The 15,383-nt window shown below is 62.4% G+C and carries 13 protein-coding genes; 2 read left to right on the top strand and 11 right to left on the bottom strand.

Annotation, left to right across the window (positions count from 1 at the left end; genetic code table 11):
- Positions 1-14: 14 nt before the first annotated feature.
- From F3W81_RS13125 to F3W81_RS13155, 7 genes are all read right to left on the bottom strand, one after another.
- Positions 15-839: an ABC transporter ATP-binding protein gene (locus F3W81_RS13125; protein WP_193079592.1), complete on the bottom strand. Its 825-nt coding sequence runs from the start codon at positions 837-839 to the stop codon at positions 15-17.
- Between the two features lie 63 nt (positions 840-902).
- Entirely contained in the window at positions 903-2,183 is a 1,281-nt protein-coding gene (locus F3W81_RS13130; RefSeq protein WP_193079593.1) for an ABC transporter substrate-binding protein, read from the bottom strand.
- A 76-nt stretch (positions 2,184-2,259) separates the two neighbouring features.
- Positions 2,260-3,336, bottom strand: coding sequence for a branched-chain amino acid ABC transporter permease (locus tag F3W81_RS13135; RefSeq protein WP_193079594.1), 1,077 nt, complete (start codon positions 3,334-3,336; stop codon positions 2,260-2,262).
- Position 3,337: 1 nt separating this feature from the next.
- The gene (locus F3W81_RS13140) at positions 3,338-3,550 is read right to left on the bottom strand and encodes a hypothetical protein (protein WP_193079595.1); all 213 of its coding nucleotides are present in this window, start codon (positions 3,548-3,550) and stop codon (positions 3,338-3,340) included.
- Positions 3,551-3,678: 128 nt separating this feature from the next.
- The gene (locus tag F3W81_RS13145; RefSeq protein ID WP_193079596.1) at positions 3,679-4,665 is read right to left on the bottom strand and encodes a branched-chain amino acid ABC transporter permease; all 987 of its coding nucleotides are present in this window, start codon (positions 4,663-4,665) and stop codon (positions 3,679-3,681) included.
- Positions 4,666-4,800: 135 nt separating this feature from the next.
- On the bottom strand, positions 4,801-5,652 hold the full coding sequence (locus F3W81_RS13150; protein WP_193079597.1) for an ABC transporter ATP-binding protein: 852 nt from the start codon (positions 5,650-5,652) through the stop codon (positions 4,801-4,803).
- On the bottom strand, positions 5,649-7,625 hold the full coding sequence (locus F3W81_RS13155) for an AMP-binding protein (RefSeq protein ID WP_226941676.1): 1,977 nt from the start codon (positions 7,623-7,625) through the stop codon (positions 5,649-5,651). Before F3W81_RS13155 ends, F3W81_RS13150 begins: the two co-directional genes overlap by 4 nt.
- A gap of 268 nt (positions 7,626-7,893) precedes the next feature.
- Between F3W81_RS13155 and F3W81_RS13160 the strand changes: the two genes are divergently transcribed.
- A complete protein-coding gene (locus F3W81_RS13160) occupies positions 7,894-9,777 on the top strand; it encodes a PAS-domain containing protein (RefSeq protein ID WP_193079598.1) in 1,884 nt (627 codons plus the stop codon).
- Entirely contained in the window at positions 9,774-10,481 is a 708-nt protein-coding gene (locus F3W81_RS13165) for a response regulator transcription factor (protein ID WP_193079599.1), read from the top strand. Before F3W81_RS13160 ends, F3W81_RS13165 begins: the two co-directional genes overlap by 4 nt.
- A gap of 5 nt (positions 10,482-10,486) precedes the next feature.
- Here the strand turns inward: F3W81_RS13165 and F3W81_RS13170 are convergent, their stop codons facing one another.
- The 4 genes from F3W81_RS13170 to mutL all read right to left on the bottom strand — a co-directional run bounded on the left by F3W81_RS13170 (position 10,487) and on the right by mutL (position 15,314).
- Positions 10,487-11,689, bottom strand: a complete 1,203-nt coding sequence (locus tag F3W81_RS13170) for a hydantoinase/carbamoylase family amidase (protein ID WP_193079600.1) — start codon at positions 11,687-11,689, stop codon at positions 10,487-10,489.
- Positions 11,690-11,762: 73 nt separating this feature from the next.
- Positions 11,763-12,095, bottom strand: a complete 333-nt coding sequence (locus tag F3W81_RS13175; RefSeq protein ID WP_193079601.1) for a DUF3775 domain-containing protein — start codon at positions 12,093-12,095, stop codon at positions 11,763-11,765.
- A gap of 70 nt (positions 12,096-12,165) precedes the next feature.
- Positions 12,166-13,401: a DNA recombination protein RmuC gene (locus F3W81_RS13180; RefSeq protein ID WP_193079602.1), complete on the bottom strand. Its 1,236-nt coding sequence runs from the start codon at positions 13,399-13,401 to the stop codon at positions 12,166-12,168.
- The gene (gene mutL, locus F3W81_RS13185) at positions 13,398-15,314 is read right to left on the bottom strand and encodes a DNA mismatch repair endonuclease MutL (protein WP_193079603.1); all 1,917 of its coding nucleotides are present in this window, start codon (positions 15,312-15,314) and stop codon (positions 13,398-13,400) included. The genes F3W81_RS13180 and mutL overlap by 4 nt, the downstream gene beginning before the upstream one ends.
- Positions 15,315-15,383: the final 69 nt, after the last annotated feature.

The following is a 15,383-nucleotide window of genomic DNA, read 5'->3' on the forward strand; positions in this document are numbered from 1 at the left end:
GGGTTCACCCGCGGTCACGACAGCCACCGCTTGCGCCGCCGGTAGGAGCGGACGTCGCGAAAGCTTTTGCGGCCATCGTCGGACATGCCGAGGTAGAATTCCTTCACATCCGGGTTCTCGCGCAGCTCGGCCGCCGGGCCATCCATGACGATGCGCCCCGATTCCAGGATGTAGCCGTAGTGGGCAAAACGCAGCGCCACGTTGGTGTTCTGTTCCGCCAGCAGGAAGGTCGTGCCCTCCTCCTCGTTCAGGTTCTTCACGATGGTGAAGATCTCCTCGACCAACTGCGGCGCGAGGCCCATGGAGGGTTCGTCCAGCAGGATCGTCTCGGGTTTGCTCATCAGCGCGCGCCCGATGGCGATCATCTGCTGCTCGCCGCCCGAGGTATAGCCCGCCTGACTTTTGCGGCGCAGCTTGAGGCGCGGGAAATAGCTGTAGACCAGCTCAAGATCGAGGTCGATCTCGGCGCGGCTGGCGGTGCGGGTGTAGCTGCCGGTCAGCAGGTTTTCCTCCACCGTCAGATGCTCGAAGCAATGCCGCCCCTCCATCACCTGAATGACGCCGGCCTTGACCAGACTGGCCGGATCGCGGTGCTGCACCGTCTTGCCGTGATAGAGGATCGAGCCCTTCGTCACCTCGCCCCGCTCCGAGTGCAGCAGATTCGAGATCGCCTTCAGCGTCGTCGTCTTGCCCGCGCCATTGCCGCCGAGCAGCGCCGTGATGCCGCCCTTGGGCACCGACAGGCTTACGCCTTTCAGCACGAGGATCACATGGTTGTAGATCACCTCGATGTTGTTCACTTCCAACAGGTTTTCCTGTGTCTTGCCTGCGTCCAGCATCGCGCCCCCCCTCGCCCTTTTCAGTGCCCCCCGGCCGGGTGTTCCGCCCGGGGGCCTTTTGCCTCAGTTGCAGCCCGGAGTGATGTTGTTCTCTTGGGCAAAGGCGGTGCTGTCCTCGATGATCAGCGGGTTCAGAACCTCGTCATCCGCCGGGAAGTAGTCGGTGATCAGCGACCATGTCTTGGCCTTGGCGTCCCATTGCGCCACCGCGCCCAGACCGTCGCCGCCGTGGTTGGCACAGCTGACCTTGAACTCGGGGCCGAAGTTCGGCAGGCCGAGCGCGGCCATCTTCGCCTCCGTCATCTCAAGGTTTTCCATGCCGTCGCGCATCTGCATCGGTGTCAGAGTCTTGGTGTCGTACATGGTCTGAGCGGTGCGCGCTGCCTCGGTCGCCAGCATCGCTGCGTACATGCCACGGTCATAGAGCGCGGTGCCCAGCTGATCGCCTGCCCCGGCCGCCTTGCCCGCATCAACGACGTATTTCTTCAGATCGTCATAGACCGGGTAATCGCTGCCAAGGTTGTGGAACGTCAGCGCCTTGTAGCCATCCGCCGCCTCGCCCGCAGGCAGCACGTCGTTTTCCGAGCCTGACCACCAGATACCGATGAAATGGTCCATCGGATAGCGGATGTTCACCGCCTCCTGAATGGCGACCTGGTTCATCACGCCCCAGCCCCACATGATCACATAGTCCGGTTTTTCACGGCGGATCTGCAGCCACTGGCTCTTTTGTTCCTGACCGGGGGAATCGACCGGCAGCAGGGTCAGCGTATAGCCGTGCTTCTTCGACAGCTCCTCAAGCGTGCGGATCGGCTCCTTGCCGTAGGCCGAGTTGTGATAGACCAGCGCGATTTTGAGGTTCGAAATATCGCCTTCATTTTCGTTCAGGATCTCTGTGATGGCATGGCTCGCGCCGTCCCAGTAGTTCGCCGGATAGTTGAAGATGTTGTGAAAGACTTCGCCGTTCTTGGCCGAAGTGCGCCCGTATCCCATCGAGTGCACGGGGATTCCATCCGCGGTTGCCTTGGGGATCAGCTGATAGGTGATACCGGTGGACAGCGGCTGGTACAGCAACGCGCCCTCGCCCTTGGTCGCCTCGTAGCACTCGACACCTTTTTCGGTGTTATAGCCGGTCTCGCATTCGATGACCTTGATCGGCTCGCCACCGATGCCGCCGTCGCGTTCGTTCAGCAGGGTCATGTAGTCCTGATAGCCGTCCGAAAACGGAATACCGTTCGCCGCATAAGGGCCCGTGCGATAGCTCAGATCCGGGAATACCAGATCCGCCATGGCAGGCCCTGCCACCAGTGTGGCCACGACGGCGCTTGCGAAAAGTCTCTTCATCAGGTGTCTCCTCCCAGTGATGTTCTGATGTTTTTTCTTGCGCGCCGGGCCTCCTCTCCCGGCGCGATCTCCGGCCCTAATGTGGAAAGGGCCAGAGCCGCAGTTTCTCCTTCGTCAGCCGCCACAGCTGCGCCAGCCCGTGCGGTTCCGCGACCAAGAAGACGATGATCAGCGCGCCGACGATCATGATCTCAAGATGCGCCGCCAGATCCGTGGGCCAGCCGAGTGTGCCGACCAGCGTGTTCTTCAGCAGCACCGGCAGCAGCACCAGAAACGCCGCCCCCGCCAGCGAACCGAAGATCCGCCCCAGCCCGCCGATGATCACCATGAACAGCACCAGAAAGCTCTTGTTGATGCCAAAGGCCTCGCCCACTTCGACCGCGCCGAGGTAGACACTGAAGAACAGCGCCCCGGCGATGCCGATGAAGAAGGAGCTGACGGCAAAGGCGCTCAGCTTGGCGCGCAGCGGGTTCACCCCGATGATCTCGGCAGCGATATCCATGTCGCGGATCGCCATCCATTTGCGCCCCGTGGCACCACGCGTCAGATTGCGCGCGATCAGGGCGGAGCCGGCCAGAAACACCAGACAGAACAGATAGGTCGCCCAGGCCTCGGTATGCGGACCCGTCACCGGGACACCGACCACCGTGCGTTCCGGCGCGGAGATCTGCCCCGAGGCGGAATAGTTGTAAAACCACGGCACACGGTTGAACAGCCAGACCAGAAAGAACTGCGCCGCCAGCGTCGCCACCGCCAGATAGAAGCCCTTGATGCGCAGGCTCGGCAGACCGAACAGCACCCCGACAAAGGCCGTGATGCCCCCCGCGATCAGCACGTGGAAAAAGATGTTCACCTCGGGAAAGGCGGTCATCAACTTGTAGGTGGCATAGGCACCGACGGCCATGAAGCCGCCGGTGCCCAGACTCACTTGCCCGCAAAAGCCGACCAGGATGTTCAGACCGATCGCCGCGATTGCATAGATCAGGAACGGCAGGGCCACGGCATTGGCCCAGTAGTCGTTGATCACGAACGGCACGATCCCGAAGGCCACGACGAGGGCAGCGTAAAACGCCAGCCGGTCAAACCGGATCGGAAAGGTCTGGCTGTCGTCCTCGTAGCTGGTCTTGAAATCGCCGGCCTCGCGGTACAGCATCTCAGACGCCTTGGTCCGGGGTCTGCCCGACCCAGTCGATGCCTGCGCAGATCAGCTTGTAGGCAAAGATCGCGCCCAGCACGCCGAGGCCAGCCAGCACCAGAATAACGATCTCATGGCGCTCTTTCATCGGGGCATTTGCCGCGGCCCAGTAGCAGAACACCCAGAATCCGCTCCAGGTCACGGCTGCTCCGGTCATCATTGTCTTGGTCATCGTCACTCCTCCCAGAGTCTTGATGTGATCACCCGGTGCCCGGACAGGTCCGGGTGGGCGGGTGTCGCGCACAGCGCGCAGTCGGTCTCCCGGGCCAGTCCTGACGGGCGCACTCCTCACTGTGCCCGTCAAACCCGTTCGATCAGTCTCTCACCGAACAACCCTTGCGGGCGAAACACAAGGAAAACGAGTGCCAGAACGTAGGCAAACCAATTCTCGGTTGCGCCGCCCACCATCGGGCCGATGGCGAATTCAAACAGTTTCTCTCCGACGCCGATGATCAGACCACCGACAATCGCCCCGGGGATCGAGGTGAATCCCCCCAGCATCAGCACCGGCAACGCCTTCAGCGCGATCAGGCTCAGGCTGAACTGAACGCCGCTCTTGGTGCCCCACATGATCCCCGCGACCAGCGCCACGAACCCGGCGATGGACCAGACCAGCACCCAGATGAAATTCAGGCTGATCCCCACCGAGAGCGCCGCCTGATGGTCATCCGCAACCGCGCGCAGGGCCCGCCCCTGCTTGGAGTATTGCGAGAAGATCATCAGCGCGATCACCAGAATGGCGGCAATCACTGTCGCCCAGATATCCAGATTATCGATGAAGAACCCGTAACCGAACGCATCGAAAGTCGTGGTGTCGATCCAGCCGTTGATTCCCTGCGGCAGCCCGACATCCAGCTTCTTGATGTCCGCGCCCCACATCAGATCTCCGAGGCCTTCCATGAAGTAGGCCAGCCCGATGGTTGCCATGAACAGGATGATCGGCTCCTGGTTGACGAGGTGGCGAAAGATCAGATGGTTCACCGCCCAGGCCATGACCACCATCACCACCGCGGTCAGCAGGATGCCGATCAGCCCGGACAGCTGCCAGCCAAAGACATGCAGATCGGTACCAAACGCGGCGTTGATCAGATGCGCGAAGGGCACCTGCCCCTCCATGATCCCGACCAGAGTCATGGCGGCAAACAGCGCCATCACGCCCTGCGCATAGTTGAAGATCCCGCTCGCCTTGTAGATCAGCACGAAGCCCAGAGCGACCAGCGCATACAGCACCCCCGCCATAAGCCCGTTCAGCAGAACCTCCATCGCATACAGCAGCTGATCCGGCATCACATCGCCTCCCCAAGGTCATTTTCGGCAAGGCAAAATGCTGCGCTGCAATACCCACCGGATACCGACGCGATACCGTTCAGATACCGACAGGCCGATTTCGGGCTTTGCCAAGGTCTTGCTGCAGTGCGGCGATCAGTCATGAGCCACCCCCAGATAGGCGTCGATCACCGCCTGATTGTTGCGCACCTCATCCGGTGTGCCGTCACCGATCTTCTTGCCGTAATCCATCACGACCACCCGATCGCTCAGATCCATCACGACGCCCATGTCATGCTCGATCAGCGCAATGGTGGTGCCGAATTCGTCGTTCGCGTTCAGGATAAAGCGCGACATGTCCTCTTTTTCCTCGACGTTCATGCCTGCCATCGGCTCGTCCAGCAGCAGCAGATGTGGCTCTGCCGCGAGTGCCCGCGCCAGCTCGACCCGCTTTTTCAGCCCATAGGGCAGACGCGAGACCGGGGTCTTGCGGATCGCCTGAATCTCAAGGAAATCAATGATTTTCTCAACAAATTCGCGATTATGCACCTCTTCCCGCTCGGCCTTGCCGCGCCAGAAAGCCTGCTGGAACAGGTTGGTTTTCATGAAGTTCAGCCGGCCGGTCATGACGTTGTCCAGCACCGTCATCCCCTCGAACAGAGCGATGTTCTGGAAGGTCCGCGCAATCCCCTGACGGGCCACCTGATAGGGCCGCATCGGCGCACGCCGGCTGCCATTATACCAGACCTCGCCTTCCTGCGGGTGATAGAAGCCACTGATAACGTTGAGCATACTCGACTTGCCCGCGCCGTTTGGCCCGATGATTGCGCGGATCTCGCCCTGCCGGATATCGAAGGAGATGTCCTTGATCGCGACCACCCCGCCGAACTTGAGGGTGATATTGCGCATCTCCATCATCACCGCGCCGATCTTGCGACCATCCTCGGTGATGTGGCCCTCGGATCTGTCCATCTCGGTGTCCATAACATATTGTTCTGCAAGGCTCATTCTGCGGCCACCTGTATTTGTGCAGGCGTCACCACAGCCGCATTCCGCAGCTGCAACGTCGCTGCGATATGGCCCTTGCGCCCGTCTTCATAGGTCACTTCGGTGCGGGTGCTGATGGTGCTCTCGTCGCTATAAAGAGCCTGGATCAGATCGGCATATTTCTCCTCGATGATGCGCCGTCTCACCTTGCGAGTCCGGGTCATCTCACCATCGTCCGCATCCAGTTCCTTGTGCAAAATCAAGAACCTGTGGATCTGGCAGCCTGACAGCATCTCATCCTCGGCGACCGAGGCGTTGATCGCCTCGACATGCGCCTGAATGGCGTCGAGCACCTGAGGATGCCCCGCCAGCTCCTGATAACTGGAATAGGCGATATTCTTGCGCTCAGCCCAATTGCCAACGGCGTTCAGGTCGATGTTGATGAAGGCGGTGCAGTGTTCCCGGCCATTGCCAAAGACCACGGCCTCCAGGATGTTGGGATAGAATTTCAGTTTGTTTTCAACGTATTTCGGTGCGAACAGCCGCCCGTCAGCCATCTTGCCGACGTCCTTGGCACGGTCGATGATGCGCAGATGCCCGGTGTCGGCCTCGATGAAACCCGCATCTCCCGTCGCCACCCAGCCCTCGCCATCCTTGGTCGAGGCGGTGCTTTCGGCGTTCTTGTAATAGTACTCAAACACACCCGGCCCGCGATAATAGACCTCACCACTGTCCCCGATCCGGATCTCGACACCGGGCGAGGCGACGCCCACCGTATCGCTGCGCACCTGCCCGTCGGGTTGCTGGGTGATAAAGACGCTGGCCTCTGTCTGGCCATAGAGCTGCTTCAGGTTGATCCCCAAAGAGCGATAGAAATCAAAGATTTCCGGGCCGATCGCCTCGCCCGCGGTATAGCCGACACGCACACGCCCCAGCCCCAGCGTATCCTTCAGCGGCCCATAGATCAGCGCATTGCCGAGGCGGTAGCGCAGCCTGTCCAGCCCGCCAACAGGCTTGCCGTCAAGGATGTCGCCGCCAACCCGCCGCGCCAGCCCCATGAAGTGATCGAACAGCCCCTTCTTCAAGCGCCCGGCATCTTCCATCCGGATCATCACATTGGTCAGCTGCGTCTCGAAGATCCGAGGCGGCGCAAAGTAATAGGTCGGCCCGATCTCGCGCAGGTCGGTCATCAGCGTCGCCTCGCTTTCCGGGCAATTGACGCAAAACCCGGTCCAGTAGGCCTGCCCGATGGAGAAGATGAAATCCCCCACCCAGGCCATCGGCAGATAGGCCAGCACCTCATCCCCCGGACGCAACTTGTCGAAATCTGAGGAGTTTTTCGAGGTCTCGATGATGTTGCGGTTCGACAACACCACGCCCTTTGGCTTGCCCGTCGTGCCCGACGTATAGAGCATGACGCAGATATCATCGTAGGTGATCGCGCCCTGCCGCCGCTCCAGCTCGGCCGTCAGCGTGCCGCGTGCGGCGTTGCCACGGGCCTGAACCCCCGCGAAATCATGCAGATGCGTGTGGTCGTATTTCCGCATGCCCTTGGGATCGAGGTAGATCATCTGCTCCAGGGCGGTCAGTTGGTCGCGGATCTCGCTGACCTTGTCGACCTGCTCTTGATCCTCGGCAATGACGAAGCGCGCGCCGCAGTGATCCAGCACATAGGCCATCTCCTCGGCGGCGCTGTCGGAATAGAGCGGCACTGGCACCGCCCCGATCATCTGCGCCGCAACGATGGACCAGTAGAGATGTGGCCGGTTCGAGCCGATGATCGCAACGAAATCACCCCGCGCCACGCCCAGATCCAGCAGCCCGAGCGCCAGCATGCGGATTTCGTCGCGCGTCTGCGACCACGTCCAGCTTTGCCAGATGCCGAATTCCTTTTCGCGATACGCCGCCTTCTTTGGATAGGCCTTGGCGTTGCGATCCAGCAGAGCCGGCACCGATTGCACGGCTCCGCCCGCGTTTTGGGCACTTGCAGTCACAGTCTTTCCTCCCTCTGTCCGACCCTCCCAAGCCGGACCCCACTCTCCTTCAAGCGGATCGTAGGGGATCACCCTAGCGACAAACCCAGCCTTGTCGCCAATTTTTACTGGATCATGTCCAAAACCTAACGAATTGTTACGGGTACTGCGGGCGCGAAGAGATCTCGCTGCAGTTGCAAACAGACACCCTTTCGCCAAGGCCCGATCCGCGTTAGCCATGAGGGAGGGAGGACAGGATTTGAACACCAGCGCGTCACAGAAGGACTTGATGACGACGGCCGGTCTGAACCTGATCCAGCAGGCCCTTTCCATTTATGATCAGGATCTTAGGTTGGTGCAGGCCAATCGCCAGTTTCAGGCCATGTTCAATCTGCCGCCAGAACTGGTGCGCAGCGGCGCGCGGTTTGAAGACACCATCCGCCACCTTTGTGTCACGGGTGAATACGGCCCGATCGACGATATCGAGGACGCAATCGAGCGTCGAGTGGAAACCGCCCGCGCCTTTCAGCCCCATTATATGGAGCGGACCCGCGCCAATGGCCGCATCGTCAGTGTCGAAGGGGCGCCGCTGCCGCAAGGCGGCTGGGTCACCGTTTACACCGACATCACCGCTACCAAGCAGCAAGAGGCCCTCTTGCGCGCAAGGTCCGAGGAACTGTCGGACGAGTTGCTGACCCGCGCCGAGGAGCTTGCCGCGACCAACCGCCAGCTGACCTCGGCCAACACCCGGCTGGAGGAAGCCCGCCGCAGCTTGGCCGAGATGGAGGCCCGCATTCGCCTGACCACCGAGATGCTGCCCGCCCATATCGCACATGTCTCGCCACAGCACATCTACACCTACTCGAACCGCCGGCTGAGCCGCATTCTGCCCGGTCGGCCCTCGCATATCGTCGGGCTGCATATCGCTGACGTGCTGGGGCCTCAGGTGCATCAGGCCGTGCGCCCCTATATCGACGCCGCTCTTGAGGGGCGCGCCGGGGTCGTCGAGTTCACGGACGAGGCCAGCAGTCGCCGTATTCGCACGGCCCTGACCCCGAATGGCCCCGATGGCGTCTATATCATGTCGATGGACGTCACCGAGGAAACCCAGACCCGCGCTGCCCTGACCCAGACCCGCAGACGAGAGCTGGCGGCGCAGGTGACCTCGGGGATGGCGCATGATTTTTCGAACCTGCTGACGATCATCATGGGGCTGCAATCACAGCTGTCGCGACTTGCCCTGCCGGAGGCGGCGCAAACATTGGTGACCGCGACACAGGGCGCGGCGAAACGCGGCGGCGACCTGCTGAACCGGATTGCCGACATGACCGGAGGACGCGAACATAGCCCCGGCGCAACCGATTGGTCCGCCTTCATGCGTGATTTCGAAACCCTCGCCCGCTCCGCCCTGCCAGAGGCGGTCAGTTTGCGGATCGACAACAGCGCTCAGGCAGAGCGCCTCTGGCTCGACACGGGCATGTTGCAGGACAGCCTGCTGAATCTGGTGCTCAACGCCCGGGATGCGATTGGCGAAGGGCCCGGCGAGATCGCGATCACCTCAAGCAACGTCCAGGGGACCTGGCTGCAAATCCGCGTCTCGGACAGTGGCCCCGGATTTTCGACCACGGCACTGGAAAAGGCGACCTATCCGTTCTTCACCACGAAGGGCAACGAAGGGTCGGGTCTGGGTCTGTCGATGGTTTATGACATGACGCAGCGCGCCGGGGGCCGCATGCGCATCGCCAATCATGCAGTCGGTGCCGAAGTCACGCTGTCCTTGCCTTGGCGCGAGGCGCCGCAACTCTCCGCCGCTGGGGGGCTGGCGCTTTTGGTCGAGGACAGTCCTGATCTACGCCACTCCATCCGGCAGATGCTGGTCGAGACGGGCTACTCGGTGATAGAGGCCCCGACCGCCGGTGAAGCTATTGAAATTATTCAAAATCTGGATAGCCTGACCCTGATCCTGAGCGATCTGTCACTGGAGGGCAGCGCCACGGGCATCGACCTGTTCGACAAACTGCCAGAGGGCGCGCCGCCCTTCCTGATGATGACCTCTCTGCGCCCGGACCATCCCTTGCACAGGGCCGCAAGGGTGCGCGGGCCGGTGCTGCAGAAACCTTTTGACGCCAACCAGTTACGTATTTTTCTGCGTCAGGGGGCGCGTGCCGTATGAACCAGCCTCTGGTCACGATCCTGGACGATGAACCCGAGATCAGGCAGATCCTCTCTGCCGCCCTTGAGGAGGCAGGATTCCGCACCCGCGCCTTCGCGCGCGCCACGGAGTTCGAGGTGGCGCTGAAGACCATCACCCCCGATGTCTGTCTGGTCGATCTGTCGCTTCCCGACCGGGACGGGCTGACACTGGTGCACCGCCTCGCGCTGGAAAAAGGCGCAACGATCATCATCATTTCGGGTCGTGCGCAGGTTCAGGACCGGGTGACGGGGCTTGAGCTGGGGGCCGATGACTACATCATCAAACCCTTCGATCCGGTCGAGGTCGTCGCCCGCATTCGTGCGCGTCTGAGGCGCGATCACCCGGTCACAGGCTCCGGAGCCGGGCAAATTGCGCATTTCAACGGCTGGACCGCGCATTTCGACCGCTTCGCGCTGGAGGATGCCGAGGGTGGCGAGACTCCGTTTTCCCATGCCGAAGCCGAGGTGCTGCGGCTGTTTCTGGAACGCCCGAAACGCCTCGTCTCGCGCGCGACGATGCAGGAGGTGCTGGGCGGCGCGGCCGGGGAAAGCTTTGATCGCGCGATGGATGTGCGCATCTCGCGCCTGCGCACAAAGCTGCGGGAGGACACGAAAAACCCGCGCCTGATCAAGACGATCTATGGCGCGGGCTATATCTTTCTGGGCGACGTCAGCTGGGGCTGAGCCCCTCAGCGGGAAGCGATTTTTTCCACGGCCTGGGCCAGAACCCTGAGGCCCGCCACCAGATCCGCCTCGGCCGTGTCTTCGGCGAAGTCATGGCTGATCCCGTTGATCGAGGGCACGAACAGCATCGCCACCGGCATCACCCGCGACAGGCTGGCCGCATCGTGTAGCGCCCCCGATTGCATCTTGCGCCAGCGTCCGGGCACTTGCGCCTCAGCCGCAGCGGCCAGAGCGGCCTGAAAGCCAGCGTCCATCGGCACAGGGTCCAGCGCCAGCATCTCGGATATCTCAAGCCCCAGACCGGTGTCGGCGGCGACCTCAGCGGCGCTTACGCGGACGATCTCCTCCATGCGGTCAAGACGCGCTGTATCACCGTCGCGCCACTGCATCGAAAAGCTGCACCGCCCCGGCACGATTGAGTGCGAACCGGGGTACAGATCGACATGGCCCGTGGTCCAGACGCTTTGCGGAGTGACGACATTGCGAAAGCGATCCTCGATCAGCGCCTGAAAGCGCAACATCCCCGTCAGCGCATCGCGGCGGCGGTGCATCGGCGTGGTGCCCGCATGGTTCTGCTCGCCACTGAAGGTGAGGGTCAGATCACGAATGCCAACGATATCAGTGACAACGCCGATCGCTTCGTCCGCCTCATCCAGCCAGGGGCCTTGTTCGATATGACATTCGACAAATCCGGAAAAGCGCGCAGGATCCACCTCTCCAGTCACCAGATGCGCCATTTTCGCGCGTCCTTCGGCAAAGCTGAGGCCCTTTGCGTCGCTCAGCGCATCCGCCTCGGCCAGCGTCGTGCGGCCAGACCAGACGCGGCTGCCTGTCATGACGCCAAAGCGTCCCTCTTCGTCCTGAAAAGACACGGCTGAGATGGGGAGACCGGCCTGCACGCCCGCGCGCGCCAACTCAAGCCCGCAGATCACGCCAAGTGCGCCGTCCAGCCAGCCCCCCTCAGGTTGGGTATCGCTGTGCGAGCCGACCAGCAGGGAGGTCCCGGGTGCAAGGCCCCAGACGGTGCCAACAGGGTCGATGACAGCATCAAGCCCAGCCTCGGCATATTGCGCGGCCAGCCATTCGCGGGCGGCGATATCGGGCTCGGAATAGGCTTGCCGGACGACACCCTTGCCCGTTCCAGCGGCCCCAAAACTGCGTAAGTGGTGCAAATCGGCCAGAAAACGGTCTGGATCAACGGGAATCATAAAAGGCCTCCGACATTACAGGTCGGCCTCTAAGATCACAACTTGGTCAGGAAAAGCAAACCCGCACGCGGACTTAGCCGCCGCCACCGCGCATCAGCTCGTCTTCTTCGTCCTGAGCGGAGAGGCCTAGCGCATCCAGCCCATTTTCCAGATGATCCGACAGATGCGGCGATCCCATCAGGTAATCGGCGGTCGGGATATGGGCCTCTTCGCGGGCCATGCGCATGGCCTCGTCAAGGTCTTCGGGATCATAGGATTCCCGCCCGATCCACATCAGCGCAACCAGGCTGACCAGCTCGTCCTCGTTCAGGTTTTCCAGAAACGAGCGGAGCTCACCTTCGGCACGTTCTCTTTCGCGCGACATCAGAACGATGCTGGCGATCTTGTCCATGGAGATTTCAAGCATGGCGATTCCTTCCTTGCTGGACGGAGTGTAGCGCATGTTTTCCGGCTCCCCGCCTTGATTCAGCGCAAGATCACGTGACCGGCTGACCCTGAGCAAGGCTTTCCAGCGGCGTCGCATCATCGGCTGTCAGCTCTTCAAAGTCGAAATTATCGAGGCGCAGTGCACGTTTACCGGCACGCTCGGCCGCGGTGCCGATGCCGTCGAGGTCGCGGCGCGCCTGATCAAAGTGCGTTTCCAGCTTGCCGACACGCTCCACCACCAGCTCGACATCGCGGTGAAGCAGATGCAGCGTCTTGCGGATCGCACCGGCCTGTTCGCGCATCCGGGCGTCCTTGAGGATCGCGCGCATGGTGTTCAGCGTCGCCATGCAGGTCGTCGGTGAGACGATCCAGACGCGGGCGTTGAAGCCCTCGCGCACCACGTCAGTGAAATTGGCGTGCAGCTCGGCATAGACCGCTTCGGAGGGAAGGAACATCAGCGCGCCGTCTGCCGTCTCGCCCTCAATGATGTAACGGTCTGAAATCGCTCGGATATGATGGCGCACGGACTGGCGGAACAGCTGGGCGGCGCGAGTCTTCTGCTCCGGCGTTTCGGCGCGGCGCAGGGCCTCGTAGGCCTCAAGCGGGAACTTGGCGTCGACGACGATGGGGCCGGGCGGGTTCGGCAGGTGGATCAGGCAATCGGCGCGGCGGTCGTTGGAGAGTTTCGCCTGCAGGGTATAACTGTCGGGCGGCAGCGCTTTGGAGACGATGTCGTTCAACTGGATCTCGCCAAAGGCACCACGGGTCTGCTTGTTGGACAGGATGTCTTGCAGTGACAGCACGTCCCCGGACAGTTTCGTGATATTTTCCTGAGCTTTGTCAATCGTTTGCAGACGCTCTTGCAGGGCGGTCAGGCTCTTGACGGTGTTCTCGGAGCCGCCGCGAAGCTGGGCGTTCATCTTCTCCTGCATCTCTGCAAGCGCGCGCGCCTGCCGCATCGCATTGTCGTGCAGGCGGTCGTTCATCTGCTGCTGGACGTGGGCCATGCGGGCCTCCATCGACTGCAGCATCTGTGCCTGTCCGGTCGTTTGTGCGTTGGAAACGTTCGACAAATTCCCGGCGAGCTGTTCTTGCCCCCGGCCCAGACCTTCGACGTGACGGGACAGTTGCGTCATCTGCCAGATCAGCGGATCCGAGGCGCGACCGGCCGAGCGGATCGAAAAAATCAGCAGGATCAACAGGATAACGAACCCCGCCCCGCCGCCGAGCAGAGCAAGCGTCAGCGGGTCGGACAGGTCGAGCGTGAGGGAGCCGATTTGCATCATGTACGCCCGAAAAGCCGTTCGATATCAGAGAGTTGCAGCTCCACATAGGTAGGGCGGCCATGGTTGCACTGACCGGAGTGGGGCGTCGCCTCCATCTGGCGCAGAAGTTCATTCATTTCAGCGACTTGCATACGTCGACCCGAGCGAATGGAGCCGTGGCAGGCAACGCGCGACAGGATCGCCTCGACCCGCGCTTGCAGGGCCATGCTGTCGTCCTGATCGGTGAGCTCGTCCAGCACGTCGCGGATCAGCGCCTCGGCGTTGATCTCACCAAGGATCGCGGGGGTTTCGCGCACGGCGATGGCGCCGCCGCCGAAGGCCTCGATATGCAGACCAAAGCGCGCAAGATCGTCTGCGGCCTCCAGCAGGCGGCTGGCATCTGATTGAGAAAGCTCGACAATCTCGGGGATCAGCAGGGCTTGCGAGGGCACACCATTGGCGGCCATCTGCGCCTTCAGCTTTTCATAAACCAGCCGTTCGTGGGCGGCGTGCTGGTCGACGACGACCATGCCGCGCGTGGTCTGGGCGATGATGTAGTTCTCATGCACCTGCGCGCGGGCGGCCCCCAGGGGATAGGCCTCAAGTGGGGTCTGCGCATCGGTTTCGGGGGGCAGTTCGGCGCGGGCCGAGGGGGTCGGCGTCAGGCTTGGGAAGGTCTGTGCATTCCCCTCCGAAAAGCCCGAATTCTCATGTCGGTATCCCGTCGGTATCTGAACGGTATCTGAACGGTGCTTTGGATCGTACTGATAGACACGCGGCGCCTCGGGCGCGAAGGCCTGCTGCGCGGCACCGAGGGCGGCTTGCGAGGGGCGCTCGGGGCGGAAAGCACCGAGGGTCGCGCCTGCGACCGTCGTTGAGGCGCGGTGCCCGGCGTCGGCAAGAGCATGGCGCAGGCCCGAGACGATGAGGCCGCGTGCGATGGCGGGATCGCGAAAGCGGACCTCAGATTTGGCAGGATGGACGTTGACGTCGACCAGCATCGGATCGCAGTCGATGAACAGTGCCGCCGCCGGATGACGGTCGCGGCTGAGGAAGTCGAAATAGGCGGCGCGCAGGGCCCCCATCAGCAGCTTGTCCCGGACCGGGCGGCCATTGACGAAGAGGAACTGCGCCACCGCCGCGCCGCGCGAATAGGTCGGCAGGGCGGCGTAACCGGTCATGTGCAGGCCTTCGCGCTCGGCATCAATCGCCAGTGCGTTTTCGGCAAATTCGCGGCCCAGCACGTTGGCGAGGCGACCGTGCAGGGCATCGAACATGTCGCCGGTTTCAGGGTCGGCGCGGAACAGCACGCGGCCCTCACCGCCGCCGGACGTATCGCGCAGGATGAAGCCAGTGAAGGGCTCGGCCATGGCGAGGCGCTTGATGATGTCGGTGACGGCCTGCGTTTCGGCCCGGTCAGTGCGCAGGAATTTCAGGCGAGCGGGCGTGGCGTAGAAGAGATCGCGCAACTCGGCCACGGTGCCGGAGTTGAGTGCGGCGGGGCGGACGGGGTCGGTGTGGCCCCCGCTGACGCGGATCTCAGCGGCCTCATGACCTTGGGCACGGGAGGTCAGGGTCAGGCGACCGACCGCGCCGAGGGAGGGCAGCGCCTCTCCCCGGAAACCGAAGCTGTGGATATTGAGCAGATCGGAACCGTCGATCTTGGAGGTGGCGTGGCGCGACAGGGCCAGCGGCAGCGCCTCGGGCGCAATGCCGCAGCCGTCGTCGCGCACGCGGATCAGGGTCTTGCCGCCATCGGCGATGGTGATCTCGACCCGCTTGGCACCGGCGTCGAGGGCGTTTTCCACCAGTTCCTTGACCACGGAGGCGGGGCGCTCAACAACCTCACCTGCGGCGATGCGGTTGATCGCGGACTCGTCGAGCTGGCGGATGACAGGCTGGCTGTCGCGTATGTTGGGGTCTGGGCGCTGCATGTCGCAAGACTTAGCATGGCTGTGGTGAGTCGGGAACGGGGGGAAACACCACGGGCGGCGGTTTGCTGT

It is taken from the genome of Pseudooceanicola spongiae (assembly GCF_014899185.1).
GTDB lineage: Bacteria > Pseudomonadota > Alphaproteobacteria > Rhodobacterales > Rhodobacteraceae > Pseudooceanicola > Pseudooceanicola spongiae.